Source organism: Mycobacterium sp. PTI7 (assembly GCF_056679845.1).
On record NZ_CM155252.1, the window covers coordinates 5,787,183 to 5,812,056 of the forward strand.

Consider the following 24,874-nt stretch of genomic DNA (forward strand, 5'->3'; position numbering starts at 1 on the left):
CAGGTTCCCGTTACCGAGCAGGTCAACCCTGACGGAAAGGTCACATTTGGCAAACCGTCAGTCGCCCGCCGGACGCAGTGCCTGGGCGATCTGCGCGCGTGAGCGGATGCCGAGCTTGCGGTAGATCTGGGTGAGGTTGGCCTCGACCGTCTTGAGGCTCACCGACAGCGCCCTGGCGAGGTCGCGGTTGCTCATGCCGTCGACGGCGAGTTCGGCGACGCGGCGCTCGGACGGGGTGAGGCCGGTGGTCGCGACGGGCTGCCGGACGCCGCGGAGTTCGGCCCTCGCGCGGGCGGCCCAGATCGGGGTGCCCATCCGATCGAACTCGGCGGCCGCCTCGGTCAGCGCCTGCGCCGCGCCGGTCGTGGCGCGCTGCCTGCGGTGGAGCTGACCGAGCACCAGCAGCGTCCGCGCGCGCTCGAAGGGCATCGGCACCCGGTCGTGTTCCCGCATGGCGTCGCGCGCGGCCGCGATCGCCTGCGGTACCTCGCCTCGCGCCGCGAACCACATCGCGCGGCACCTGGCCCCGGCCGCGCTGACGAAGGCGCGGTCCAGGTCGCGGCCGCTGGCCTCGAGGGTGGCGATCAGGGGGTCGGCCTCGTCGAACTGCCCGAGCCCGATCAACGCTTCGATGGCGTCGGGGAGGTACAGCGCGGTCATGATGCCGCCACTGCGGCCCTCGGAAGACATCTCGTTCGCGCGTGCCAGGATGCCGAGTGCGGCGGCGTGGTTTCCGAGCGTGACCTCGATGAAGACCTGGACCATCATCGCCCAGGACGCATGCTGGGTCGAGCCGCAGCGCAGCGCCCCCTCGAGCGCCTCCGCGGCCTGGGCCCGAGCTTCGACCGTTCGGCCGAGGTAGGTGTCGGCGGTCGCGCGCAGCACCAGGGCGGCGGCCCGCAGGTGGTCGGTTCCTGCCAACTCGGCATGCACCATGGCCTCGCGCGCGTTCTCCGCCGCCTCGCCGAAGTCGCCGCGCCAGATCTCGATCATCGAGCGATGGCTCGCGATCACCATCAGGTCGCTTTCCGCGCCGCGCTCGAGGCAGTACCGGCGCATGTCCAGCGACCCGGCGCGGGCCTCCTCGATGTGGCCTGCCCAACTGCGGACGATCACGTCGACCACGCTCGCGCGGAACAGGATGGGGACCTCGGCATCCCGGTCCTCCAGTTCGAGCGCGCGAACCATGTCGTCCTCGTCGACGACGCTGCCGAACATCAGCGTGACGAGCGCCGACATGGTGAGGACCTGGCTCGTCAGGGCGGCGTCGTCGAGGTCGCGGATGTATGCGGCGGCCTGCTCGACCCGCTCGAACGCGACGGTGAAGTCGTTCTCCATGAAGTGCGCGAACGCCAGCTGCAGCAGACAGCTGGCCATCAGACGCGGATCGCCCGTCGCGTCGGGCAGGGCCGCCGTCAACAGCGTCACCGCGTCGCCGACGCTGTCGTCGTAGGTCCGGATCGTGGCGAGGATGTTCGCGGCCCGGGCGCGCTGCAATCCGGGCGGCAACGTCTCGAGCACCGCCGCCAGCAGTTCGTGGGCGCGGCGGGTGTCGCCGGCGTGGAAGTGGTACTCGGCGGCCTGGATGCGGCGCTCGTCGTCGTCGCCACCGAGCCCCATCGCGAGTTCGACCAGTTCGGCCGCGGCCGATGGCGCACCCCGGGTGCGTGCGGTGACGGCGGCCTCGTCGAGCGCGCGCAGCGTCTCGGCGTCCGCGGTGGTCGACGACAGGGCGAGGTGGCGGGCGCGCATCTCGGGCAGCTCGACGATGCCGGCCAGCGCGCGGTGCGTGTCGCGTCGGCGCGCGGGATCCGCCATGCCGTGCACGCCGCGGGCCAGCAGCGGGTGGGTGAACTGGACGCGGTTGCCTTCGATCGTCACGATCCCGTCGGTCTCGGCCTCCTCGATCGACTCGACCACCTCGACGGCGGTGCGGCCGGTGACCCTGGCGAGCAGGTCGACCGTCGCCGTGCCGACGCACGACGCGGCGAGCAGGACGTCGAGGGCATCGGTGGGCAGCCGGACGAGGCGGGACTCGACGAGGTCGGCGAGCGAGCCGGGCAGTGCGGACTGGTCGGTGGCGGGCCGGCCCTCGAGCGCGCGCGCCAGCTCGAGTGCGTAGAACGGATTGCCGCCGGACAGCTCGGCGATGCGGTTCATCGTGGTGCGCGAGAAGCCGTGTCCGAGCCGACCGGTGAGGACCGTGTGCAGGCCCGTCATGCTCAGCGGCGCCACGCGGACGCGGCTGACGCCCTGGGTGGCGTTGACCTGCAGCCAGGCGCCGCCGACCGCGTGGCCCTCGGTGCGCTCGGCGGCGATGACGCCGACCCGGCCCTTGAGCCGCCGGGCGCTGAAGGCCAGGACGGACCGGCTCGAGGAGTCGAGCCACTGGAGGTCGTCGATGGCGACGAGCACGGGGGTGACGGCGGCCAGCCGGTCGAGCAGCACGAGGAAGGCCGACGCGACGATCCGCTCGTCGGTGGCCGGCCCGGCGTCGCACTCGTCGGTCCGGACGCGGTCGAGGGCGACGCGCTGGACGTGTGGCAGCGTCTCGACGATCTCGGCGTCGACGTCGGCCAGCAGGTCGGCGAGCACGCAGAAGGCGGTGCCGGTCTGGGCCTGTTCGGCTCGGGCGGACAGCACGCGGAAACCGCGCTCGACGGCGTGCTCCACGGCCCCCTGCCACAGGGTCGTCTTGCCGATGCCGGCTTCGCCCTCGATCACCAGGACCGAGGGTGACGACTGCGCAGTCCGTAGGAACTCGTCGACGGCGCGCAGTTCAGCGCGACGTTCCCCCACCCGCATTCGATTCCCCATGAGCGGTTCCGCGAACCCCCTCAGGCCTGTGATCCCGTGCTCACCTGCGCCCCCGCCGAGCGCGCCGCGTATTCAACACACGCGAAGAAGTTTGCCCCGAAGTGTGAACGCTACCCGACCTCACGTCCAGCCCCTGGCGGCTGTGAGGTCAGCTGAACGGCGACCGACCGTCGAGCCGGGCGGACCCCGCACCGGCGCGCCGCCAGATCCGTGCGACCCAGTCGGCGTCCTCCTCGGTGACCAGGTTTCCCATCACCCGCACCGCCACGTTCATGAGGAAGTGCGAGCGCATGGCCAGCGGACCGGCCGCGGGCAGGAAGCGGGGGATCGTCAGCAGCAGGGCGAGCCGTCGCGCGACGGAGAAGCCGTGCGCGTAGTGACCGCGCAACTCGGCCGGCCACGCCTCGGTGAGGTCGCCGGTGCCGAGCATCTCGGCGGCGAGTCGACCGGTCTCGAGGCCGTAGTCGATGCCCTCGCCGTTGAGCGGGTTCACACACGCGGCGGCGTCGCCGATCAGCATCCAGTTCGGTCCGGCCACGTGGGAGACGGCCCCACCCATCGGCAGCAGCGCCGACAGGCCGGCGCGCGGCTGACCGGTGAGTCCCCACTCCTCGCGGCGCAGGTCGGCGTAGTAGGCCATCAGCGGTCGCAGCGCCGCGTCGGCCGGCCGCTTGGTGGTGGCGAGCGCTCCGACGCCGATGTTCACCTCGCCGTTGCCCAGCGGGAAGATCCAGCCGTAGCCGGGCAGCACGTCACCGGCGGGGGAGCGCAGCTCGAGGTGGGAGGTGATCCACGGCTCGTCGGCGCGCGGACTCGCGACGTAGCCGCGGATCGCGACGCCGTAGACGGTCTCCTGGTGCCAGGCGCGGCCGAGCGTGCGACCCAGCGTCGAGCGCGCGCCGTCGGCGACGATCAGTTCGGCGCAGCCGATCTCCTCGCCGGAGTCGAGCACCACCGTCGACACCCGGCCGTCGGAGTGGTGGCGGACGTCGACGGCCTTCGCGCCGAGCCGCATCGTGGCGCCGTCGGCCACGGCGACCGACCGGATGCGGTCGTCGAGTTCGGTGCGCGGGACGGCGCTGCTGCTGGGTGGGAACGACGGGCCCGGCCACTCGATCTCGACGTCGGCGCCGAAGCCGGCCATCCGCAGTCCGCGGTGCCGGATGCGGCCGTCGAGCCACGGACCCAGGCCCAGGCGTTCGAGTTCGGCGATGGCTCGCGGGGTGAGCCCGTCGCCGCACGCCTTGTCGCGCGGGAACTGGGCGGAGTCGATCACCAGCACGTCGCGGCCGCGGCGGACCGCCCACGCGGCGGCCGACGAACCGGCCGGGCCGGCGCCGATCACCACCACGTCATGCTGCGTCATCCCCCCAGTATGTTGGAGCAATGAAGACACCGGCGACCGTGGTCGCGGGCGTGGACTTCGGCGATGCCGACTTTGCCGCGCAAGTGCGTGACGGAGTGGCCCGCGTCGAGGATCTGATGGCCACCGAGCTGGGCAAGTCCGACGAGCTGATGGCGGAGGCGGTACAGCACCTGTTCAAGGCCGGCGGCAAGCGCTTCCGCCCGCTGTTCACCGTGCTGTCCGCGCAGCTGGGTCCCGAACCCGACGCGTGGCAGGTGACCGTCGCGGGCGCCGTCATCGAGCTGGTGCACCTCGCGACGCTCTACCACGACGACGTCATGGACGAGGCGCAGGTGCGCCGCGGCGCCGACAGCGCCAACGCGCGGTGGGGCAACAACATCGCGATCCTGGCCGGCGACTACCTCTTCGCGACGGCGTCGCGGCTGGTGTCGCGCCTCGGTCCGGAGGCCGTGCGGATCATCGCCGACACCTTCGCGCAGCTGGTCACGGGCCAGATGCGGGAGACCCGCGGCGCCGCCGACAACGTCGACTCCGTCGAGCACTACCTCAAGGTGGTCTACGAGAAGACCGCCTGTCTGATCGCCGCGTCGGGCCGGTTCGGTGCGACGTTCTCCGGCTCCGACGACGCGCAGATCGAGCGGCTGGCGCGGCTCGGCGGCATCGTCGGCACGGCGTTCCAGATCTCCGACGACATCATCGACATCGACAGCGACCCCGACGAGTCCGGCAAGGTGCCCGGCACCGATCTGCGCGAGGGCGTGCACACGCTGCCCGTGCTGTTCGCGCTGCGCGAGACCGGACCCGACGCCGACCGGCTGCGGGTGCTGCTGCAGAACCCCCTCGAGAAGGACGACGAGGTGGCCGAGGCATTGGCGCTGTTGCGTTCGTCACGCGGCATCGTGCAGGCCAAGGAAACGGTCGCCCGGTACGCCGCCGACGCGCGTGCCGAACTCGAGCACCTGCCCGCGGGGCCGGGTCGCGACGCGCTCGCGGGCCTGGTCGAGTACACGATCAACCGGGACGGCTGAACTCCGGAACCTCCGAGGCCGTCTCGGGCGTTTGACTGGAGCGAAGAGCTTTCCGAGTTGATGGGAGAACGCCGATGACCTGGCATCCGCACGCGAACCGTCTCAAGACGTTCATGTTGCTGGTCGGGTTCTCCGCGCTGATCGTCTTCATCGGCGCGCTGTTCGGCCGCAACGTGATGTTCCTGGCGGTGCTGTTCGCCGTCGGCATGAACGCCTACGTGTACTTCAACAGCGACAAGATGGCGCTCAAGGCGATGCACGCCCAGCCCGTCACCGAGCTGCAGGCGCCCGCGATGTACCGGATCGTGCGGGAGCTGGCCAACGCCGCGCACCAGCCGATGCCGCGGCTCTACATCAGCGACACCGACGCCCCGAACGCGTTCGCGACCGGACGCAATCCGCGCAACGCCGCGGTCTGCTGCACCACCGGCATCCTGCGCATCCTCGACGAGCGCGAGCTGCGCGCCGTGCTGGGCCACGAGCTGTCGCACGTGTACAACCGCGACATCCTGATCTCCTGCGTGGCGGGCGCGATGGCGTCGATCATCACGGCGCTGGCCAACCTCGCGTTCTTCGCGAGCATCTTCGGCGGCAACCGCGAGGGTGGCACCAATCCCTTTGCGATCCTGCTGGTTTCACTGCTCGGCCCGATCGCCGCCACGGTGATCCGGCTGGCGGTGTCGCGGTCGCGGGAGTACCAGGCCGACCAGTCCGGCGCCGAGCTGACCGGCGACCCGCTGGCCCTGGCGAACGCGCTGCGCAAGATCAGCCGCGGCGTCGAGGTGGCGCCGCTGCCGCCGGACCCGAAGCTCGCCGACCAGGCGCACCTGATGATCGCCAACCCGTTCCGCGCGGGCGAGAAGATCGGCAAGCTCTTCTCGACCCACCCGCCGATGGCCGACCGCATCGCCCGTCTCGAACAGATGGCCGGCCGTCCCCCCGGCCACTACTGACCGACCTTCGCGGACCTTTCTCGGGAGACCGTCCTTCCGCGAGCGTGCGTGTCTGCGGGCGACACGCCGTCGCAGAACCCGAGTTCTCGCACGCTCGTCGCAGCTAACGTTCGCCGCCCTCGCGCCGATGATCACGAGGTGACGATCCCGCGACGAGGTAACCGAGCGCCCGCCCATCGCCTGCTCTACTCTGAGCGCGTGTTGAGCAGAATCCTGACCGGCCTGGTTGCTGCGGGGGCAGTGGCGTTGGGTGGATCCGCCGTCGCGGCCGCCGAACCGGAACCGGCGCCGCCACCACCACCCCTGCCCAACGTCAACGCGTTCGCGCCGGTGAAGCCCTCGGAGTTCGCCGCGATGGACGGCAGCTTCTACTCGTTCACGGTCGGCAACGGCGTCACCTGCGTGATGAGCCGCGGCACCGGCGGCTACGGCTGCAGTGGTGCGCTACCCGCCGCGCCGAACGCCGCCAACGTGGTCAGCGGTGGCCAGGTGGGCGCGCCCGGTTTCTCCAACGCCGCCGCCCCGATCTACGACGGGGTGGCCGCCGACGCCAAGCCGCTGCCCGCCGGCTCGCGGATCAGCTTCCGCAACGTCACGTGCGGCTTCGATGGCACCAACACGGTGTGCCAGAACAACTTCGACCAGGCCGGCTTCGTGCTGAGCCCGGCAGGCAGCTTCATCATGAACGCGTCGAACCCGCTGCTCGACCGCCCCGAGGGCACCAACCCGTACTTCAACTAGTCGCCGGCCGGCTCAGAAGCCCGAGCCGTGCACCTCGTGGCCGGGCTTCTCGGCCACCAGCCCGCGGTAGGCGTCCTCGACCGTCGACCCGTGGTTGATGACGCCGTCGACCTCCCGGGCGATCGGCATGTTGAGCCCGTACTTCTCGGCGAACTCCATGATCACGCTGGCGGCCTTGACGCCCTCGGCGACCTGGTTCATCGACTCGATGATCTCGGAGATCGGCTTGCCCGCGCCGAGCTGCTCGCCGACGTACCGGTTGCGGCTGCGCTGGCTGGTGCAGGTGACGATCAGGTCGCCCATGCCGGCCAGGCCGGCGAACGTGTCGCGGTGCCCGCCGACCGCCTCGCCGAGCTTGGACATCTCGCGGACCGCCCGCGCCATGACCATGGCCCGGGTGTTCTCGCCGATGCCGAGCGAGTACCCCATGCCGACGGCGATGGCGTAGACGTTCTTCAGCGCGCCGGCGATCTCGACGCCGATCACGTCGTCGGTGGTGTAGGTGCGGAAACGCTTGGTGCGGAACAGCTTTCCCAGGTTGGCGGCGAGCCGCTGATCGGGCATCGCGAGCACGGCCGCGGCGGCGTATCCGTCGGCGACCTCCCGGGCGATGTTCGGTCCGGCCAGGATCCCCGCGGGGTGTCCGGGCAGCACCTCATCGACGATCTGACTCATCCGCATGTTGGTGCCCTGCTCGAGGCCCTTCACCAGCGACACGACCGGCACCCACGGGCGCAGTTCCTTGGCCAGCTCGGTGAGGACGTTGCGGAACCCGTGAGACGGCACCCCCATGACGATCACGTCGGCACAGTTGGCGGCCTCGCTGAAGTCGTTGGTGGCCTTCAGGTCTTCCGGCAGTTCGGTGTCGTCGCCGAGGTAGCGGGTGTTGCGGTGGTTGTCGTTGATGTCCTTCGCGGTCTCCTCCGAGCGCACCCACTGCAGCGTCGGTCCTCGCCGCGCACAGATGGAGGCGACGGTGGTGCCCCAGGAGCCGCCGCCGAGGACGACGACCTTGGGTTCGCGTTGAGAGGGTGCCATGGCGTCAGCGTATTGCCGCGCGTCGCTCGGGGAGGGCGCTTTCCGTTGCCAGAAGTACGCGTCGCCGCCGCGTTCCCCGCCGAACGTCGATTACCGCCACGGTCCGACGAGAAAACCGTGGCTCAACCCCACACCCGGCAGGGGAGCGGCGGCACCTACCGGTAGTTGACGAACTGCAGCGCGACCTCGAGGTCGGCGCCCCGCAGCAGTGACTGCACGGCCTGCAGATCGTCGCGCTTCTTGGAGCTGACGCGGATCTCCTCGCCCTGGATCTGCGCCTTGACGCCCTTGGGGCCCTCGTCGCGGATGAGCTTGGTGATCTTCTTGGCGTTCTCGCTGTCGATGCCCTGCTTGATGCTGCCGATGACCTTGTAGGTCTTGCCCGACGGCTGCGGATCGCCGGCGTCGAAGGCCTTCATCGAGATGTCGCGTCGGATCAGCTTCTCCTTGAAGACGTCGACGGCTGCCTTCACGCGCTCCTCGGTGGACGACACGAGGATGATGCCCTCCTCGCCCTGCCACTCGATGGTGGTGTCGGTGCCGCGGAAGTCAAAGCGGGTGGACAACTCCTTGGCCGCCTGGTTGAGCGCGTTGTCGACCTCTTGGCGATCGGCCTTGCTGACGACGTCGAAGCTGGAATCAGCCACTGGATCCTCCTCACGAGGTTCATGCGTTTTCGTCTTGGAACCATCTTCGTTGTACCCTGCTAGTCGCGCCAAACCACGAAGGTCCTCGACCATTGAACACCGTGGGATTGGTTGCAACCCGGCAGGTTGCCCGAGCGGCCAATGGGAGCGGACTGTAAATCCGTCGGCTAACGCCTACACAGGTTCGAATCCTGTACCTGCCACGACGTGTCAGGCCCCCTTCCGAGGGGGCCTGACTGCGTTCTGGGATACGACCGTCCGCAGAGCCTCCGCAAAGCCTCCGCAGAGCCTCCGCAAAGCCTCCGCAGAGCCTCCGCAGAGCCTCCGCAGAGCGTCGGCAGTAGTTGCAGCGGCTCTGTGGAACGCGACGGCCACCACCCAATGTGTCCTTCTGAGCCACGCGGACTGTGAGTTGTAGCCGGAGCATTCCGCGTTGCGCGGCTAAATGACGGTGGCGCGCTCAGTGGCACTGCGCGGGGTCACAGCGGCACAGCAGACATGTGCGAACAGCAGCCACAGAACCGCTCGATTTTGATACGGGCTGTCACTGCGGCGGTAGCGGATCGATTTGCACCACATGACCCAATTGCCCCAGGTCCGCGACTTTGTCATTGGTATCGCACGGTGGGCGGTGCTGGCGTTGCAGGTGCCCGGTGTTGTACTTCAGCGCCACGGTGTCGTCAGTCGTCTGCCGCGAAGACGCCCGGCGTTTCCCATGCCACGGTCTACCGGTACCTCGCCGTCGACGTAGTCCCTGACACCGGCCGAGGGTCGGTGTCAGCAAAGCCGAGCCGAGGAATCCGATTAGACCTCCAGCGCGTTGGCAACGCAGTCGGTGTTCCAGCATGCTGGGCCCTGCCGACCTACTTCGAGTACTTCACCGCTCTCCATGGCAGACCGCTGAACCAGGTAGCCGACAGTGTCTAAGCCGCATTGAACGCACTGGGCGGTCGCTTCGAACTCAACACTTGGCAGTTCGCGCTTGAGTAACAGAATCGGCCAGTGGGTTTGATTGGTGCCCTTCGCTTGAATGTCCACGGGACCTATCACCTCCCATCCAGCCGCGCCGAGATTATTCAGATCCTCTAGCCAGCCTGTGATCTGAGCCGTGTCGTCGCGCCAGAAACTGATAATCGTGTCGACAATTGTGTATTCCCATTGTCGGTTTGCCATGGCAGACGACTCTAGCGGCCCACCACGCGGCACTGGCTGGGTTTGCTCATCCAGTTTCGTTCGTCCATGAGCCAGTCGACGATGTCGATGGAGGGCAGTGAGTTCGCCATCGGCGGATGGCTGCCCGGTGAAGGACCCAACCGCAACAGCATCGGGGCGCTGCTGGTCGGCGCTCACGACGAGCAGGGGCGACTGAAGTTCTGTGGCCCGGTCGGCCCGGCAGGCCCGGTGGGTCCGAGCCCAAACGGTCGGCGACGTCGAGTACCGAGAGCTACGCGGACTCCTATGACACCCATCTTGGAAGGCGTGCGGGTCACAATGTGTACGTCGTCACGTCCGGCGTACTGGCTCTGCAGGTCGCCCACAATTGCCGACGCCTTATCCGGCCGTCGGGAGCGTGCCGACGTGGACCTCCAGGCTGTAGGACTTCTTGCCAATCTTTAGGCGGTACTGCGGAACCGGCGCCCTCGACGCCTCTGTCGAGCTTCGCCCCGCCGTCCTCCCGACGTCCCCGACGAGCAGGCCACCGCTTCTCCGCCAGCCCAGACTTGCAGAACGAGTTTGTCGGCGCGGGCATCGGAGCCATGGCATCCTCCGAAGACCTCTCTATTCAGGTCCTCAACAACCCCGGAGTCTCGCAGAAGCTGATAGGCGAACTACTGCCCATCATGTGCGAGGGACTGAAGACCGGCGCATGGTGAACGCGTTAGGTGGCCCGACTCAGTTCACTACGGGGGCCCCCAGACCTCCTGCCACCTGGATGGCTCGTCTGAATCGCACGTGCTGGTCGAGTAACCAGGCAATCATCTCTGGCCATTGATCAACATCTGTTACGTCGCTGAACTCGGAAGTGAAGGACACACGGGCAGACTTCCGGCCCGCTAGGTCATCCCACACTGGCTGTTCCCCTAACGCCTGCTCGAACTGCTGTCGCCTTTCGTGCAATGCCTCGAAGCGAGCGGTATTGATCGACGGGTCGGGACCGTCGAAGTTAAGCTGGACTGCTAGGCCCTGACGGGTGAATGCTGAGTCGAGCGAGGCTGCGCCCAGTCCAGTAGGCAAGCCGTACCAGTTGCCGCGGTTTGACGTCTTCTGATTGGTCCAGTCTGGATGTTCGGTAATTACTCTAGCGCGAAATTGCTCCCAGAAATCCCAGTAGAGCTTAGCCATTCCGTTCGCCCCCGCTGCAGTGCCCGCCTTGACTCGCTTCTGCCAGTCGTTCGGCTTCACTGCAATTTTGAAATTAGGGGCAGGGGCTGACTCCCCGATGCGAACTACCTCGATCTCGACGCCAAAGAACCGGATCTCGGGGCCGGTGTGTTCGTTCAGCCAGTCCAGCGCCGCACGGTGTTCAGGTCGAAATCCAGTGTTGATCCAGACGATCGTGGTGGGGTTGGTGCCCGCCGCGTAGGTGAGGATCTGGCCGAGGTGGCCGTGGTCGGATGCATCTAACTGGTTCTCGACGATGACGACGGATTCATCGGACAGGTCGCGGCCCAGCAGGTCCAATGAGAAGCCTCCAACCGGGTGCTCCGCAACCTCCAGGACGAGGTCCATCCCCAGCAGCTCGCTCAGCACGTCGACGTTCGCCAGTAACCATGGTGTGAAGTTGAGCGCCTCATGAGGCCATACCTCCCGAGGTGGCACTGGCGTCAGCCGACCAAGGTTAGGGTCTGTCACAGTTAACTCCGTTCGGTTGGCATCGCACACTAAGACCGTGGCTGAAGACGTGGCAATATCTACTGATTAATCTGCTACCCCGAGTTGTCGGCAAGGGAGGCTGCAATTCGGTCTGCGATTCGCTCGACTTCAGCGGCCACGCCCTCGTTACTGCTGTGGGCACGGATGAGGTCAGCAGCGTGATGAAGAACGGTTACCGCACGCACCCGCTTCAGAGGTTCGCGCAGCTCCGCCGCCCGCGTGGCTTTTTCCTTGGTGTAAGCCCGTGCTGCACTCTGCAATGCATCCATGTTGAATCACCCCCCCGGGTCATCCTTGCATCAACCACCGTAGCCAGGCCCCGTCCTATGCCACGGAATTTGCAAGCGAACGTCCAGCGGATAGCCGCGGTCGAGCATGGGCTGTCCGTTAGTCGTCCGCAGGCCGCCCGTAAGTGGAGCAAGGGAACCTTGAGAAGACCAACCCAGCCAACCACCTGACCTGGACCGTGGTCGAAGTGCCAACACAGCTCGTCGTTGCAAACACCAACAATGACGGCCTGTGAATCCGTCGGCCACCCCAGCGTCACCCCAACACCTGCGAAGCCCCCTAGAGGCCTTGCCTGGCGCTAACCATCGGACCCGACAGCCGCCGGCGATGGTCCGCTTCGGTCGTAAAGCAGCTGACACCCACTCCCGACAACCCGCTGCCCGGGACGCGGGTCGAGAACCGGGACACCGACGAACCCGCCGAGCGCGGCATCGAACGAATGCGCCTGATCCGCGACGAGACCACTGCCCGGGTCCGCCACGACCTCATCTGACGAGCGATCTCCCGCGCGAGAGGCTAGCCGTTTGCGCCGGGATCGCCGTTGCCCGCGCCTCCGGTGCCTCCGGCCCCACCCGCGCCGGGGTTGTTGCGGTTCGGCGCACCGGTAGTGGATCCGCCGTCGCCGCCGTCGCCGCCCACGCCGGTCTGGCTGTTGCCGCCCTTACCGCCATTGCCCGCGTAGTTGGTACCCGATCCGCCGGTGCGAAAGGAGTCACCGCCCGTTCCTCCGACGCCGCCCGTGCCGGACTGGCTGTCGCCACCATCACCACCGTTGCCGCCGAAGTGAAAGGACCCGGAGTCATCCGTGGAGGACAGCTCTCCGCCGTTCCCGCCGTTTCCGCCGGGGCCACTGACACCGTTGCCACCCCTGCCGCCGGGTCCGGCGCTGTTGTTCGTACCGCCGACGCTCTTTCCGTCACCGCCATTCCCGCCGTTGCCGGCGACAAGGCCGTCGGCACCGCGCGTGCCTGACGCCCCGACGGAGGCACCGGTGCCGCCGATACCGGCCTGGCCGCCGGCGCCGACGTCACCTCCGTCACCGCCGACACCACCGACGGCGGAGGCCATGGCGCTACCGCCGTTGCCGCCGTCACCACCGTTGCTGCCGCTGCCGCCGTCCGACCCGTTGCCGCCGTTGCCTTGAACGCCGACCTCGACGCCGCCGACACCGGCTACGCCACCGGTCCCGCCGGTCCCCGCGGCGCCGCCGACACCCGGAGCGCCGATTGCGCCGCCGTTGCCGCCGTTGCCGCCGTCCTGACCGGCCCCGCCGTCCTGACCGTCCGTGCCGAATCCTCCGTCCACCCGGTCGGCGGTCGCCTTCGCACCGTCCACGCCGTTCGCACCCGCGACACCGTTCGCGCCGCGCACGCCGTTGCCGCCGTTGCCCCCGCTGCCGCCGCTGCCTCCGTCACCCCCATCGCCGTTGACGCCCGCCGCGCCGGAAGCACCGAACACGTAGGAGCTACCACCGACACCCGCGTTGCCACCCGCACCGCCGGTGCCCCCGGATCCGCCTGCGATGCCGTCCTTGCCGCTTTCACCGGCCACGCTGCCCGACAGACCGTTTGCGCCCGACCCACCGTTCCCGCCGTCCCCGCCGGCGCCGCCCGCCCCGCCGGCACCGCCATTGCCGATGAGCAGCCCGCCCGCGCCGCCCCGGCCACCCGCGCCACCGCTACCGCCTGCGATACCCGGCTGGCCCGTCGCACCGTCGGCACCCGACATCGCCGAGCCACCGTTGCCGCCGTCTCCACCGCTGCCGATCAGCAGTCCACCGCGCCCGCCGGCGCCACCGGCCATCCCCGATCCGAGCGCGGCGTTCCCGCCGGCACCACCGAACCCGATCAGCCCGGAATAGCCGCCCGCACCGCCATTGGCGCCACGGCCACCCGATCCCAGGAGGAAGCCACCGTTGCCGCCATTGCACGCCAAGCCCTCGCAGTCGGCTGCGGCGTCGGCTCCGTTACCGATGAACAAGCGGATGAACGCCCCGATCGGGTCATCGCCCGGCGCCGGCGTCGCCGCCGCCAGCGGCATCACCCGCGCCTGCGGAACACCAAAGGCGTCCGTGGGCGCGGGCGGCACGACTCCCGCCGAGCCGATCATCAACACGCACAACGGATCCGAACAGTCGCCCGACGCGACCTGCGTCGTGGGGCCGGCCGCTCCGCGCGTCGCCGAACCCTGATCAACGGAATCCGCCGATGCTGCCCACGGCGAGACGATCATCGCGCCCGCCCCCAACGCGACCGCCAACGCACCGACCCGACCGACGTAACGAACACCACTCACCGCGAAGACTCCTCTGCACCGTGCGGCAGGCAGCCCCTAGCGCATCCAGCCGAGTATGGGCCATCCCAGCTACTTGCTGGTGACTAACTGGAAACTGGTCATCGCGCGATCACGGCCCACAAAAGGAAACGGCTCTCGGGGATCAGATGAGCGGGAACCACGGAGTTCCCGGTGCCGGTGGCGGCGTCGAGCGTGTACCCGCGAACGACGTAGCGCGGCCCCGGGGGGGTCACACACGAATCCACACGCCCAGAGCGCCCGGAACGAATCCGGCACCATCGGTGACGAAAGATGGCCAGATCCGCACCCTCGTCGCGCCCGCGATGCGGATACCGGCGAAACTGACGAAACCGTCGGAGTGGTCTTTGCCGACCTTGCGCGCCGGGTACACGACGACATGCCCGGCGGTTGCGTGGAGCGGGAGGGGACGCAACCGCTGGGCGCAAATCTGCCGCCGATCGCCGCGTCGCTGGCGTTTATCCACTTACGGTCGGTAGCGTTGACATAAGGCGAGCTGTGGCCGACCCCCCCCTGTGCCGCGCTCGCTTAGGTCTCGCCGACTCATAACCCCCCTTGAGTCGGCGAGACCGCCTGTCTCACGGCTCGCTGGTGTCGAACCGTCCGTCGGCGAGACGATCGACGGCGCGGCCGTCGGCAAGTTCGGTGCGGTCGTCCGGGTTGCGCAGATAATGCCGCACGAGCCAATACAGTCCGGCGCCGTCGGGCACGTACAGTTCGGCGTCGTCCACGCGCCGCCTCCGTCCGTCGCGAAGGTGGAGGACGATGGTCTTGCGGGTCGGCGCGGTGTAGACCGTTTTCGACATGGCCTGGATTCGCTCCCATGCCGTCAAGATCCCTCGGTCCACCTCATCGCTGATCGCCGCGATGTCGTCCCAGGCGACGGTCACCGTGCGCCGGACGTCGAAGTGGTCGATTCCGCCGGGTGTCATTCGTACCTGTCCGATGCCGCCGCGCGACCATGCGTGGATCAGCATCCAGGTAGCAACGAGTGCTGCGGGGATGGCCACGACCACCGCCTGTCCAGCAAGGTCGACGTCGAAGAACATCCCCGGTCTTCCTCCCCACGTGCCGACGATCACGATCACGCTGGTGACGACGAAGAGGGCGAGCGACACCAGGCCCAGCCGGCTGACGTTCCGGTCGGGCATGAACGTCGTGCCGGTCGATCCGTGTTCGACGTGGACCGTGGTCCGTCCACGTGTCATCGACGTCAGCACGAATATCGCGAGGGCGAGGGACGTCAGCAGGCCTGCTGGAATCAGGGCTCCCACGTACAGCCCGCTGGTCACGTCGGCGGCACCGAGCATCAGGGCGGCCAACGCAAAGAGCGCCAAGAGGATTCTGCTCTGCAGGTAGCGCTGCCATCCCGGGGGCCAATGCTCCGGCTGCGGAAGTCGGTCATTCGACATGCGAACGCTCCTCTCGCCGGGGCCGACGGCTCGGGCTGTGCGTCGGCGAGCGCAGAAGGTGAGCTGGCCACCGCCGTCTTCTTCGAACGTAACCGACGCCCAGGCACCGCAACGGACGGACGCTTGAACCAACGCCCGGCCCGACCGGATCCCGTCGTCAAAGGGGAGACGGAGCCCCCATTCCGTGGCATTGCTTCCCGTAGGCTGTGAACAGTCGCTGCGGGGGCAGCACACGGCGAGGGGGCCGCAGTGAATTTGCTGTCGATCATCTCGATCATCTCCGTCTACGTGGCCGGTGCATCGATCACCTTCGACCGGGTCGGTCGGTCCTTCGACCCGAGCGGCGACGCCGTTCAGGTCAAGGTGGGATGCGTCGTCACCGTCGCGGCGGCACTCTTCTGGCCGCTCGCGGCTCCCGTGGCCCTGCTGTACCGCGGCGCGCCCAGTGCCACGACCCGGCCGACAGCGCGCCGGCACCACGATCATCGGGCGCGCTGACCTCGGGGTCCGCACCGCAGAACGAGGCCACCGCCGCGCGCACGCAGTCGAGTAGCGCGGCGTCGCGGTCGATCCCCTGCGACGGCAACGGACTCAGACCGCGGGCGCCGCGACGGGCGGGCGGCCGTGGCACGACTTGAACCGCGTGCCGCTGCCGCAGAAGCACTGATCGCTCCGCGGGATCGGCAGCATGTACAGGTGGCCCTCGTCGACCCTGGCGATGACGCTCTCCAGTCGCCCCTCGGGTGCCGGCGTGTGGCGATGCTCGAGCCAGGCGATCGCGACGGCGAGCGCGCCAAGCACCATCAGGATCTTCACGGCGTCGTCGGCCTCGCGGAAGCGGAGCCACACCGCGACGTCGGGATGCTCGGCTTCGATCGCCTTCGCGAGTTGCGCCGGCGATGGCAGCTCGTATCTCAGGTGATGATGGACGGTTTCCTGAAGCCGCATCAGTTCTGGATGCTCAAGCGCGCAGAGCGCCGATTCCAGGCGTGCGTCAGCTGAAGAAGTGGACATGTTCCCCCCCGGTGATGCCGATGCCGCACCCCCCAGCGCGGCGACGCCGTCATCATCGCACGGATCCGCTCCGGCCGGAATGGACCATTCACGACAACTGGGCATGTCGTTCTCAGGATTGACACAGGGAAAGGCCTTAAGCTCACGGACAGACGAGCGCTGGCCTACCCCCCCTGTGCCGCGCTCGTCAGGTCTCGCCTGACTCCCATCCCCCCCGGGAGTCGGCGAGACCTCCTTATGTGGGCACGTTGCGTCAGACGGGCATGCCGCCGGCCGCCTGCGGACCGGTGATCGACCCGAGCACGATGGCCAGCACGGTGTAGTCGCCGTTCGGCATGGTGCCCACGCCCACGTCGACCCAGCGGCAGTCGTTGATGAGACCCTTCGCGTTCGTCGTGACCTGAGTGATCGCCGACGCGACCGGTCGACCGGTGGCGATGAAGGGTGTCGTGTATCCCGGGTAGGCCTGCCCGCGCAGCACGCCGGCACGCACGTAGTCCTGGGCGATCGCGTCGAGTTGGGCGGAATGGTTGAGCGGTGCGCAACCCGAGCGCTGGCGTACGTCCTGGATCACCGTCGAGGTGCCGTCGACCGCGGCGTCGGCGCCGGCCGTCGGGGCGCCGAGGACGGCGCACAGGGCGGCTGCTCCGACGAGGACTGCGCACTTCAGGGCCACGACGTCTCCTTCACCAGCACGGATCCGATGTCCCTGGCAGCGTGACACGGTCGACGACGAGGGGGACGCGTTTGGCCCGATCAGTCGCGTCGGTCGTCGGTCGGTTCGGTCGAGCCCGGCCCGTCGGAGGGATGGTCTGCGTCCCGGCGCACGAGACACCGGACGGCGGTCCGCACGCGAACGACCACCCCGACCACCGCGGCGATCGCCCCGACCACCAGCGCCACCGGCCAGGAGGGTTCCCTGCCGTAGTCGTCGTGCATCGTGTCGTCCCCAAGATTGTCGCGAGCGTTGTAGCCGTCGGGTCCAGTATCACCGCTGAGCCTGAGATTGTGGTGAACGCCGACGACCCGCACGGCGGCCGATCCGGGTATAGGCTCGCCACCACAATCGAACAAGCCGTCGACGCATGGCGGGAGAACCTCCGATCGAAGGAGGCGCCGTAGGAGCAATGTCCTCCCCGGGAATCTCTCAGGCCCCAGCACCGCCACGCCGAGGCAACTCTGGAGAACAGTGCCGACGATGCCGCCGGCGCTTACCGAAGGTGAACGGCGAAGTCTCGCCCAAACTCTCAGGTCTCAGGACAGAGCGGGGAGGTGCCTCATTCGATGTCCGGGTCTGCCCGGCGTCGATCCATGGCCGGGCACGCCCGGCGTGACGGAACCGGAGTCGCCTCGATGACCATCAGCGTGTTCGACCTCTTCACCGTGGGTATCGGCCCGTCGAGTTCCCACACGGTCGGCCCGATGCGCGCCGCGGCTCGCTTCGTGGAGGACCTCGACGACGCGCGTCTGCTCCCCGACGTCCGGCACGTCCGCGTCGAACTGTTCGGCTCCCTCGCCGCCACGGGCAAGGGTCACGGCACCATCCCCGCGACGCTCGTCGGGCTCGAGGGCCGGCACCCGGAGAGCCTCGATCCCGACGACATGGCCCGGTCCCTCGAGCGGATTCGGGCCGACGGCACCATCCGGCTCGGCGGCACGATCGTGCTCCCGTTCACCGAGGGGGACGTCGTGTCGAGTCCGCACGTGGTGCTCGACCGACACCCGAATGCGTTGACCATCAGTGCCTTTGGCGACGACGGTGCACCGCTGGCCGAGGAGACCTACTTCTCGGTCGGCGGCGGATTCGTCGTCGCCCAGGGGGACTCGCTCGACCAGTCGGCGCCGACGGGCGGCGTGACGTTCGGCTCCGCCCGCGAACTCCTCGCCCTCGCCGCGGCCCGTGACGGGTCGATCTGCGACGTGATGGCCGAACACGAGCGGGCGTTCCGGTCGGACGCCGAGGTCCGCGCGGGCCTGCTGCACATCCGTGACGTCATGGCGCAGTGCGTCGAGCGGGGCATCGACCAGGACGGGCACCTGCCCGGCGGGCTCGCCGTCCGCCGCCGTGCCCGCGACTGGCACCGTCGACTCGCCGCTGAGGACCCCGACCGCGATCCGATCTTCGCCGAGGACTGGGTCAATCTCGTCGCGCTGGCCGTCAACGAGGAGAACGCCGCGGGCGGTCGGGTGGTCACCGCACCCACCAACGGCGCCGCGGGCATCATCCCCGCCGTGCTCAGCTACGCCCGGCACTACTGTCCGGCCGGACGGACCGACCCGGACGACACCGCGGTGCGGTTCCTGTTGACCGCCGGCGCCATCGGATCGCTGTACAAGGAGATGGCCTCGATCTCCGGCGCCGAGGTGGGCTGCCAGGGCGAGGTGGGGTCCGCCGCGTCGATGGCCGCCGCGGGCCTCACCGAAATCCTCGGTGGCACACCGGCTCAGGTCGAGAACGCCGCGGAGATCGCGATGGAGCACAGCCTGGGCCTGACGTGCGATCCGATCGCCGGCCTGGTGCAGATCCCGTGCATCGAGCGCAACGCCATCTCCGCGGGCAAGGCCATCAACGCCGCGCGGATGGCCATGCGCGGCGACGGCACCCACCGGGTGAGCCTCGACGAGGTGATCGCCACCATGCGCGCCACGGGGCGGGACATGAGTTCGAAGTACAAGGAGACGTCCACGGGCGGACTTGCCGTCGCCGTCAACGTCGTCGAGTGCTGACCCGTCCTACGGAGTGCGGCCGTGGCAGCTCTTGTACTTCTTGCCGCTGCCGCAGAAGCAGTCGACGCGCTTCGGCAGCGGCATCAGGTGTGGCTGACCGGCGGCGGCCTTCTCGACGACCTCGTGGAGCTGGTCGGGCGGTGCCGGTTCCTCGGACAGCATGTACAGCGTCAGAAGGACGCCGACGATCGTCGACAGGACGTCGCCGGTCCCACGCACGTCGGCCTGGCGCGCGACCCAGCGGGCCAGCGGCGCGGACACCGGCTCGATCCGTGCAGCCACCTCGTCGACCGTCCCCGCGTCTCGGGTGGCGGTGAGTGCGGCCTTGACGAGGTAGAGGTCGGTGGCGGACATCCGGTAGAACACCGATTCCAGCCCGCCAACGGATGGCGTACCCGAGGGTGCCGAACTTTGCTCGAATGCACCGGCTGCGTCGTCCACGGATCTACCCCTCTGCCCGCCGACGTCGTGACGTTGGGCGAGGTCGAATGGTCGCATAGTGCGCGAATGGTCGCTGAGCACGGTTAAGGGTAGCCACGCCGACAGATCTTGAAACAAAACCCGGTCACGCCCGCGTGGCATCCCCGCGACGTGTCAGACCAGATCGAGCATCCCGACACACGCGTGCCGCATGTGGCGGAACGGGTGATCGCAGATCGGGCAGGCGTCGTCGTCGGGCTCAGTGGCCCGGACCGTGTGACCGCCATGCCGGACGGCCCCGACGAGTAATGCCGAAGGCAGCGTGAACAGCGTGAACATCATGTGTTTCCCCCCAGATGACGAACATCGTCATCCCCCGGACGCCAGCATAGACCCGGCCTCCGACGTTTACGTCAATTCACGGAGTTCAGCGCGGGGCGCCGGTCGGTGCTGGTGCGGGAGGACGGGCCGCGGGTGCGGACGGTGCGGGCGCGGGTGGCCGCACGGCCGGTCCCGACGGCGCGGGCACGCCGGCCGCTCCGGGGCCCGCGGGGGCGGGCGGTGCGGCGGGCCCGGGGACCGGCTCCTGACCGGGTAGGGCATCCCCCGGCGCGGGGGCGACGGCGGCGGGCGGTGCGTCGACCAGCGGAATCCGCTCGATTCCCGCTCCCTTGACCATCAACGTCACGAGGACGACGAACCCGGCCAGTGCGAGCACGGCGAGTGCCGCGAGGCCGTACCAGAGCGCGTTCTCCACCCGGTTCGCTTGCGGCGAGCCGACCGATGCCGTCGTTGAGGTCACGTGACCCACCACCCTTCGAGTGCGCCCGAGTGTAGCGATACGAATCGGGCCGAATCTGTCAGGCCGATCCTCGGGGCCGCACCCGGACGTACCGCCACCCGCAGGACTCCGTACGCCCGCCCGTAACGGCCGCGACAGGCGCCCGACCGACACTGCGCCGTGGTCTTCCAACCCAGCCGCCGGACACTCCTCAAGGCGGGCGCGGCACTGGCCGTGCTGCCTGCCGTCGGCTTCACGCCGCGGCACGTGCTCGGGCTGCTGCCGCGGGATCCGTTCACACTCGGCGTCGCGTCGGGCGAGCCGGCGCCCGGCGGCGTGGTGCTGTGGACCCGCCTGGCACCCGAGCCCCTGGCCGACGACGGCCTCGGCGGCGTGCCGGCCCGCGCCTTCGACGTCGAGTGGGAGGTGGCCGCCGACGAGTCCTTCGCTACGGTCGTGCGTCGCGGCACCGCCGTCGCCACGCCCGAGGAATCGCACGCCGTCCACGTCGAACTCGACGGTCTGGCGCCCGGCGCTGACTACTTCTACCGGTTCCGCACCGCCGGCTTCGTCTCGCCTGCGGGACGGACGCGCACGGCACCGGCGCAGGGATCGATGGCTGCGACGACGATGTGCGTCGCGTCCTGCTCGCACTACGAGCAGGGCTGGTTCACCGCGTACCGGCGCCTGGCCGAGGAGCAACCCGACGTGGTCGTGCACCTCGGCGACTACGTCTACGAGCAGGCGGCCGGACGCAGTGCCACCCGGGTGCGGGATCACGCCGGCGCCGAGACCGTCACGCTGGCGGACTACCGCCGCCGCCACGCGCAGTACCGCACCGATCCGGATCTGCAGGCGGCACATGCCATCGCGCCGTGGCTGGTGGTGTTCGACGACCACGAGGTGGTGAACAACTGGGCCGACGAGGTGCCGCCCGCACCGGATCCGGCGTTCCCCGCCCGTCGCACCGCAGCGCTGCGCGCCTACTGGGAGAACATGCCGCTGCGGTCGTCGGCGCGGCCGAGCGGGATCGACATGTCGCTGTACCGGCGGATCGACTGGGGTGGGCTCGCGACGTTCCACGTGCTCGACACGCGGCAGTACCGCACCGATCAGCCGTGCGGCGACCGCTACGCGTCGGACTGCCCCGAACGGCATTCGCCCTTGGCGACGTTGACCGGCCCGGAACAGGAACGCTGGCTGCTGGACGGGTTCGCGGGATCGTCGGCACGCTGGGACGTGCTCGCTCAGCAGGTCTTCCTCTCCGAGGTCGACCTGACGCCCGGCCCGGGGCGCGGGTTCAACCCGGACGCCTGGGACGGCTACACCGCCAACCGGCAGCGGATCCTCACCGGCCTGGCCGGGTCGCGGGTGCGCAACGCGGTGGTGCTCACCGGCGACGTCCACGCGCACTGGGCCGCCGACGTCGTCGAGCGGCCGGGTGACCCGTCGTCGCGCAGCGTCGCGACCGAACTGGTCACCAGCTCGATCACCTCGGGCGGCGACGGCTCCGACACGCGCGCGGACGTCGACGCGGTGCTGGCCGAAAATCCGCACCTCAAGTACTTCAGCAACCGGCGCGGCTACGTCCGGACGCGCATCACGCCCGACGAGATGCGGGTCGACTTCCGCACCGTGCCCTACGTGTCGCGGCCGGATGCCCCGGTGGGCACGGGCGCGTCGTTCGTGGTCGCGGATCGTGACCCGTCGCTGCGCGGTCTCTGACGCTCAGTCGTTGTCCCCGCCGGTCGACGAGACGGCGTCGGCCGCAAGGGTATGCCCGTACTCCGTCGGCCACACCCAGTCGCGCACCTCGGGGACGTCGTCGCCGTGCGCGCGGGTGTACTCGCGTGCGGCGATCCGCTTGTCCACCATCCGCTGCCGCAGCGCCGCGTACCGCGACCCCAGCGACGGCGTGCGGTCGATGACGTCCATCACCAGGTGGTAGCGGTCGAGGTCGTTGAGCATCACCATGTCGAACGGCGTCGTGGTGGTGCCCTCCTCCTTGTAACCGCGGACGTGGATGTTGTCGTTGTTGGCGCGGCGGTAGGTCAGGCGGTGGATGAGCCACGGGTAGCCGTGGTAGGCGAAGATCACCGGCTTGTCGCGGGTGAAGATCATGTCGAACTCGTGATTGTTCAGGCCGTGCGGGTGTTCCTTCTCGTCCTGCAGGCGCATGAGGTCCACCACGTTGACGAAGCGAATCCTCAACTCCGGCAGGTTCCGACGCAGGATGTCGACGGCGGCCAGCCCCTCCAGCGTCGGGACGTCGCCGGCGGTGGCGACGACGACGTCGGGGTTCTCACCAAGCGTCTCGGTACCCGCCCACTCCCAGATGCCGAGCCCTCGCGTGCAGTGCGCGACGGCCTCCTCCATCGTCAGGAAGTTGGGGCTCGGCTGCTTGCCCGCGACCACCACGTTGACGTACTGCCGCGAGCGCAGGCAGTGGTCGTAGGTCGACAGCAGGGTGTTGGCGTCCGGCGGCAGGTAGACCCGCACCACCTGGGCCTTCTTGTTCATGACGTGGTCGATGAAGCCGGGGTCCTGGTGGCTGAACCCGTTGTGATCCTGACGCCAGACATGGCTTGACAGAAGGTAATTGAGGCTGGCGATCGGCCGGCGCCACGGAATGTGGTTGGTCACCTTGAGCCACTTGGCGTGCTGATTCACCATCGAGTCGACGATGTGGATGAACGCCTCGTAGCAGTTGAACAGGCCGTGCCTGCCAGTGAGCAGGTAACCCTCGAGCCAGCCCTGGCACTGGTGTTCGGACAGCATCTCCATGACGCGTCCGGCGCGGGCGAGGTGCTCGTCGACCTCGGGGCCGATGAACTCGGCGTTCCATTGCTTGTCGGTCGCGTCGTACACCGACTGCAGCCGGTTGGACGCAGTCTCGTCGGGTCCGAAGATCCGGAAGTTGTCCGGGTTCTGGCGGATCACCTCGGTGAGCCAGCCGCCGAGCACCTTCGTCGACTCGGCGATGGTGGCGCCGGGCGCGGGCACGTCGACCGCGTAGTCCCGAAAACTGGGCAGCCGCAGGTCCTTCAGCAGCAACCCGCCGTTGGCGTGTGGGGTGGCGCTCATCCGCAGCGCGCCGGTGGGCGCGAGTTCGGCGATGAACGGGTCGAGCCGGCCCTCGTCGTCGAACAGCTCGTCGGCGCGGTAGGACCCGAGCCAGTCGTCGAGCACCCGAAGGTGTTCCGGGGTGTCGCGGGCACTGGCGAGCGGCACCTGGTGCGCCCGCCACGAGCCGGTGCTCTTCTTGCCGTCGATGGTCGCCGGTCCGGTCCAGCCCTTGGGGGTGCGGAACACGATCATCGGCCAGCGCGTCGGGGTCTGATCGTCGTCGGAACGGGCCTTGATTTCGGCGATCTCGTTGAGGACGGTGTCGAGCAGTTGCGCGAACTCTCGGTGCGCGGTCGCGAGATCGGTCTCCTCGGTCGCCTCGAAGAAGTACGGCTCGTGCCCGTAGCCGACCATCAGGCTGCGCAGCTCGTCCTGCGGAATGCGCGCCAGCACGGTCGGATTCGCGATCTTGTAGCCGTTGAGGTGCAGGATCGGCAGCACCACGCCGTCGTTCGCGCGGTTGGTGAACTTGTTCGAGTGCCAGCTGGTGGCCAGCGGGCCGGTCTCGGCCTCGCCGTCGCCGATGACTGCGGCCACCAGCAGGTCGGGGTTGTCGAACGCGGCGCCGTACGCGTGGGACAGTGCGTAGCCGAGTTCGCCGCCCTCGTGGATGGAGCCCGGCGTCTCGGGGGCGACGTGCGACGGGATGCCGCCGGGAAAGGAGAACTGCCGGAACAGCCGCCGCATGCCCTCCGCGTCGGGCGTGATGTCGGAGTACACCTCGGAGTACGTGCCGTCGAGGTAGGCGTTGGCCACCAGTCCCGGGCCACCGTGGCCGGGCCCGGTCACGTAGAGCGTCGACTGCTCGCGCGCCTTGATCGCGCGGTTCAGGTGCGCGTAGAGGAAGTTGAGTCCGGGGGTCGTGCCCCAATGCCCGAGGAGGCGCGGCTTGACGTCGTCGCGGGACAGCGGCGTCCGCAGCAGCGGGTTGTCCAGGAGGTAGATCTGGCCGACGGACAGGTAGTTCGCGGCGCGCCACCACCCGTGCACTTGGGCGAGGGTGTCGTCGTCGAGCGTGCCCACCTCGGCGGTATGCCAGGTGGTGTTCTCCGTGATCGTCATGGCCGTTCGGCTCCTCGCCTTGGTTCTGAAACGATTCCGTACCCCATGTAACCCGCATCGGCCGATCCATGCAGCGCCGGAACCGAATGTTCACCGCGCGCGTTGGACGGGTACCAGGATGGGTGGACCCGTACGACGACGTACCGGGGAATTGCACGTCAGAGTTTGTTGTTAGCTCGTGTAACACAAGCGGACAACTGGACGATTTCATGGACAGTGTGATGCACTGTTCGCACCGAATTGCCGCGTGAGCAGCAGTTCTTGAAA

23 protein-coding genes, 1 tRNA gene, 1 pseudogene and 1 riboswitch are annotated in these 24,874 nt (G+C 68.8%); of the genes and pseudogenes, 8 read left to right on the forward strand and 17 right to left on the reverse strand.

Going from position 1 to position 24,874, the window contains the following annotated elements:
- Positions 1 to 57: 57 nt before the first annotated feature.
- Positions 58 to 2,817, reverse strand: coding sequence for a helix-turn-helix transcriptional regulator (locus AC1MEY_RS27905; protein WP_480228562.1), 2,760 nt, complete (start codon positions 2,815 to 2,817; stop codon positions 58 to 60).
- A gap of 148 nt (positions 2,818 to 2,965) precedes the next feature.
- On the reverse strand, positions 2,966 to 4,183 hold the full coding sequence (gene menJ / locus AC1MEY_RS27910; RefSeq protein WP_480228563.1) for a menaquinone reductase: 1,218 nt from the start codon (positions 4,181 to 4,183) through the stop codon (positions 2,966 to 2,968).
- 20 nt (positions 4,184 to 4,203) lie between these two features.
- Here menJ and grcC1 point away from each other — a divergent pair, with 20 nt between their 5' ends.
- The 3 genes from grcC1 to AC1MEY_RS27925 all read left to right on the forward strand — a co-directional run bounded on the left by grcC1 (position 4,204) and on the right by AC1MEY_RS27925 (position 6,905).
- Positions 4,204 to 5,211, forward strand: a complete 1,008-nt coding sequence (gene grcC1 / locus AC1MEY_RS27915) for a nonaprenyl/(2E,6E)-farnesyl/geranylgeranyl diphosphat synthase (protein ID WP_480228564.1) — start codon at positions 4,204 to 4,206, stop codon at positions 5,209 to 5,211.
- 74 nt (positions 5,212 to 5,285) lie between these two features.
- Positions 5,286 to 6,164: a zinc metalloprotease HtpX gene (gene htpX, locus AC1MEY_RS27920; protein ID WP_480228565.1), complete on the forward strand. Its 879-nt coding sequence runs from the start codon at positions 5,286 to 5,288 to the stop codon at positions 6,162 to 6,164.
- A gap of 198 nt (positions 6,165 to 6,362) precedes the next feature.
- Positions 6,363 to 6,905, forward strand: coding sequence for a hypothetical protein (locus AC1MEY_RS27925; protein WP_480228566.1), 543 nt, complete (start codon positions 6,363 to 6,365; stop codon positions 6,903 to 6,905).
- A 12-nt stretch (positions 6,906 to 6,917) separates the two neighbouring features.
- Here the strand turns inward: AC1MEY_RS27925 and AC1MEY_RS27930 are convergent, their stop codons facing one another.
- Positions 6,918 to 7,943 carry an NAD(P)H-dependent glycerol-3-phosphate dehydrogenase gene (locus AC1MEY_RS27930; RefSeq protein ID WP_480228567.1) on the reverse strand — a complete coding sequence of 342 codons (1,026 nt, stop codon included), beginning with the start codon at positions 7,941 to 7,943 and terminating at the stop codon, positions 6,918 to 6,920.
- Positions 7,944 to 8,098: 155 nt separating this feature from the next.
- Positions 8,099 to 8,590 (reverse strand): YajQ family cyclic di-GMP-binding protein, encoded by a 492-nt coding sequence (locus AC1MEY_RS27935; RefSeq protein WP_163796843.1) that lies wholly within the window; start codon positions 8,588 to 8,590, stop codon positions 8,099 to 8,101.
- Positions 8,591 to 8,710: 120 nt separating this feature from the next.
- On the opposite strand from AC1MEY_RS27935, the gene AC1MEY_RS27940 reads away from it, so the two are divergent.
- A tRNA-Tyr gene (locus AC1MEY_RS27940) sits at positions 8,711 to 8,793 on the forward strand.
- 601 nt (positions 8,794 to 9,394) lie between these two features.
- Here AC1MEY_RS27940 and AC1MEY_RS27945 read toward each other — a convergent pair.
- From AC1MEY_RS27945 to AC1MEY_RS27955, 3 genes are all read right to left on the reverse strand, one after another.
- A complete protein-coding gene (locus AC1MEY_RS27945) occupies positions 9,395 to 9,940 on the reverse strand; it encodes a hypothetical protein (RefSeq protein WP_480228568.1) in 546 nt (181 codons plus the stop codon).
- A gap of 543 nt (positions 9,941 to 10,483) precedes the next feature.
- Positions 10,484 to 11,341: a DUF4268 domain-containing protein gene (locus AC1MEY_RS27950; protein ID WP_480228569.1), complete on the reverse strand. Its 858-nt coding sequence runs from the start codon at positions 11,339 to 11,341 to the stop codon at positions 10,484 to 10,486.
- A gap of 176 nt (positions 11,342 to 11,517) precedes the next feature.
- Complete coding sequence (locus AC1MEY_RS27955) at positions 11,518 to 11,733, reverse strand: hypothetical protein (RefSeq protein WP_480228570.1); 216 nt, start codon at positions 11,731 to 11,733, stop codon at positions 11,518 to 11,520.
- A 389-nt stretch (positions 11,734 to 12,122) separates the two neighbouring features.
- On the opposite strand from AC1MEY_RS27955, the pseudogene AC1MEY_RS27960 reads away from it, so the two are divergent.
- Positions 12,123 to 12,245 (forward strand): annotated as a pseudogene (locus tag AC1MEY_RS27960) (low molecular weight phosphatase family protein); the annotation flags it as partial.
- A gap of 23 nt (positions 12,246 to 12,268) precedes the next feature.
- Here the strand turns inward: AC1MEY_RS27960 and AC1MEY_RS27965 are convergent.
- The 3 genes from AC1MEY_RS27965 to AC1MEY_RS27975 form a co-directional block, all read right to left on the reverse strand.
- Positions 12,269 to 14,047 (reverse strand): hypothetical protein, encoded by a 1,779-nt coding sequence (locus AC1MEY_RS27965; RefSeq protein WP_480228571.1) that lies wholly within the window; start codon positions 14,045 to 14,047, stop codon positions 12,269 to 12,271.
- A gap of 229 nt (positions 14,048 to 14,276) precedes the next feature.
- A complete protein-coding gene (locus AC1MEY_RS27970) occupies positions 14,277 to 14,531 on the reverse strand; it encodes a hypothetical protein (protein WP_480228572.1) in 255 nt (84 codons plus the stop codon).
- Positions 14,532 to 14,643: 112 nt separating this feature from the next.
- Positions 14,644 to 15,477, reverse strand: coding sequence for a hypothetical protein (locus AC1MEY_RS27975; RefSeq protein ID WP_480228573.1), 834 nt, complete (start codon positions 15,475 to 15,477; stop codon positions 14,644 to 14,646).
- 249 nt (positions 15,478 to 15,726) lie between these two features.
- Here AC1MEY_RS27975 and AC1MEY_RS27980 point away from each other — a divergent pair, with 249 nt between their 5' ends.
- The gene (locus AC1MEY_RS27980; RefSeq protein WP_480228574.1) at positions 15,727 to 15,975 is read left to right on the forward strand and encodes a hypothetical protein; all 249 of its coding nucleotides are present in this window, start codon (positions 15,727 to 15,729) and stop codon (positions 15,973 to 15,975) included.
- A 93-nt stretch (positions 15,976 to 16,068) separates the two neighbouring features.
- On the opposite strand, the gene AC1MEY_RS27985 is transcribed toward AC1MEY_RS27980, so the two are convergent.
- From AC1MEY_RS27985 to AC1MEY_RS27995, 3 genes are all read right to left on the reverse strand, one after another.
- Positions 16,069 to 16,425: an SEC-C domain-containing protein gene (locus AC1MEY_RS27985; RefSeq protein ID WP_480228575.1), complete on the reverse strand. Its 357-nt coding sequence runs from the start codon at positions 16,423 to 16,425 to the stop codon at positions 16,069 to 16,071.
- Positions 16,426 to 16,744: 319 nt separating this feature from the next.
- Positions 16,745 to 17,167 carry a hypothetical protein gene (locus AC1MEY_RS27990; protein ID WP_480228576.1) on the reverse strand — a complete coding sequence of 141 codons (423 nt, stop codon included), beginning with the start codon at positions 17,165 to 17,167 and terminating at the stop codon, positions 16,745 to 16,747.
- A gap of 80 nt (positions 17,168 to 17,247) precedes the next feature.
- The gene (locus AC1MEY_RS27995; protein WP_480228577.1) at positions 17,248 to 17,430 is read right to left on the reverse strand and encodes a hypothetical protein; all 183 of its coding nucleotides are present in this window, start codon (positions 17,428 to 17,430) and stop codon (positions 17,248 to 17,250) included.
- 140 nt (positions 17,431 to 17,570) lie between these two features.
- Positions 17,571 to 17,664, forward strand: a riboswitch (glycine riboswitch).
- A 180-nt stretch (positions 17,665 to 17,844) separates the two neighbouring features.
- Here AC1MEY_RS27995 and AC1MEY_RS28000 point away from each other — a divergent pair.
- Positions 17,845 to 19,218, forward strand: a complete 1,374-nt coding sequence (locus AC1MEY_RS28000) for an L-serine ammonia-lyase (protein ID WP_480228578.1) — start codon at positions 17,845 to 17,847, stop codon at positions 19,216 to 19,218.
- A gap of 6 nt (positions 19,219 to 19,224) precedes the next feature.
- Here AC1MEY_RS28000 and AC1MEY_RS28005 read toward each other — a convergent pair whose 3' ends face one another.
- The 3 genes from AC1MEY_RS28005 to AC1MEY_RS28015 all read right to left on the reverse strand — a co-directional run bounded on the left by AC1MEY_RS28005 (position 19,225) and on the right by AC1MEY_RS28015 (position 20,440).
- Entirely contained in the window at positions 19,225 to 19,659 is a 435-nt protein-coding gene (locus AC1MEY_RS28005) for an SEC-C domain-containing protein (protein WP_480228579.1), read from the reverse strand.
- 153 nt (positions 19,660 to 19,812) lie between these two features.
- Positions 19,813 to 19,980, reverse strand: a complete 168-nt coding sequence (locus AC1MEY_RS28010) for a hypothetical protein (protein ID WP_480228580.1) — start codon at positions 19,978 to 19,980, stop codon at positions 19,813 to 19,815.
- Between the two features lie 85 nt (positions 19,981 to 20,065).
- Positions 20,066 to 20,440, reverse strand: a complete 375-nt coding sequence (locus AC1MEY_RS28015; RefSeq protein WP_480228581.1) for a hypothetical protein — start codon at positions 20,438 to 20,440, stop codon at positions 20,066 to 20,068.
- 159 nt (positions 20,441 to 20,599) lie between these two features.
- Between AC1MEY_RS28015 and AC1MEY_RS28020 the strand changes: the two genes are divergently transcribed.
- Positions 20,600 to 22,144, forward strand: coding sequence for an alkaline phosphatase D family protein (locus tag AC1MEY_RS28020; protein ID WP_480228582.1), 1,545 nt, complete (start codon positions 20,600 to 20,602; stop codon positions 22,142 to 22,144).
- Positions 22,145 to 22,147: 3 nt separating this feature from the next.
- Here AC1MEY_RS28020 and AC1MEY_RS28025 read toward each other — a convergent pair whose 3' ends face one another.
- Complete coding sequence (locus AC1MEY_RS28025; protein WP_480228583.1) at positions 22,148 to 24,607, reverse strand: phosphoketolase family protein; 2,460 nt, start codon at positions 24,605 to 24,607, stop codon at positions 22,148 to 22,150.
- Between the last annotated feature and the right edge of the window lie 267 nt (positions 24,608 to 24,874).

Excerpts from the sequence above, each read along its gene's own strand:
- AC1MEY_RS27905 (WP_480228562.1), bottom strand. The coding sequence starts at position 2,817 with ATGGGGAATCGAATGCGGGTGGGGGAACGTCGCGCTGAACTGCGCGCC.
- menJ (WP_480228563.1), bottom strand. The coding sequence starts at position 4,183 with ATGACGCAGCATGACGTGGTGGTGATCGGCGCCGGCCCGGCCGGTTCG.
- grcC1 (WP_480228564.1), top strand. The coding sequence starts at position 4,204 with ATGAAGACACCGGCGACCGTGGTCGCGGGCGTGGACTTCGGCGATGCC.
- htpX (WP_480228565.1), top strand. The coding sequence starts at position 5,286 with ATGACCTGGCATCCGCACGCGAACCGTCTCAAGACGTTCATGTTGCTG.
- AC1MEY_RS27930 (WP_480228567.1), bottom strand. The coding sequence starts at position 7,943 with ATGGCACCCTCTCAACGCGAACCCAAGGTCGTCGTCCTCGGCGGCGGC.
- AC1MEY_RS27955 (WP_480228570.1), bottom strand. The coding sequence starts at position 11,733 with ATGGATGCATTGCAGAGTGCAGCACGGGCTTACACCAAGGAAAAAGCC.
- AC1MEY_RS27975 (WP_480228573.1), bottom strand. The coding sequence starts at position 15,477 with ATGTCGAATGACCGACTTCCGCAGCCGGAGCATTGGCCCCCGGGATGG.
- AC1MEY_RS27985 (WP_480228575.1), bottom strand. The coding sequence starts at position 16,425 with ATGCGGCTTCAGGAAACCGTCCATCATCACCTGAGATACGAGCTGCCA.
- AC1MEY_RS27995 (WP_480228577.1), bottom strand. The coding sequence starts at position 17,430 with ATGCACGACGACTACGGCAGGGAACCCTCCTGGCCGGTGGCGCTGGTG.
- AC1MEY_RS28000 (WP_480228578.1), top strand. The coding sequence starts at position 17,845 with ATGACCATCAGCGTGTTCGACCTCTTCACCGTGGGTATCGGCCCGTCG.
- AC1MEY_RS28010 (WP_480228580.1), bottom strand. The coding sequence starts at position 19,980 with ATGATGTTCACGCTGTTCACGCTGCCTTCGGCATTACTCGTCGGGGCC.
- AC1MEY_RS28025 (WP_480228583.1), bottom strand. The coding sequence starts at position 24,607 with ATGACGATCACGGAGAACACCACCTGGCATACCGCCGAGGTGGGCACG.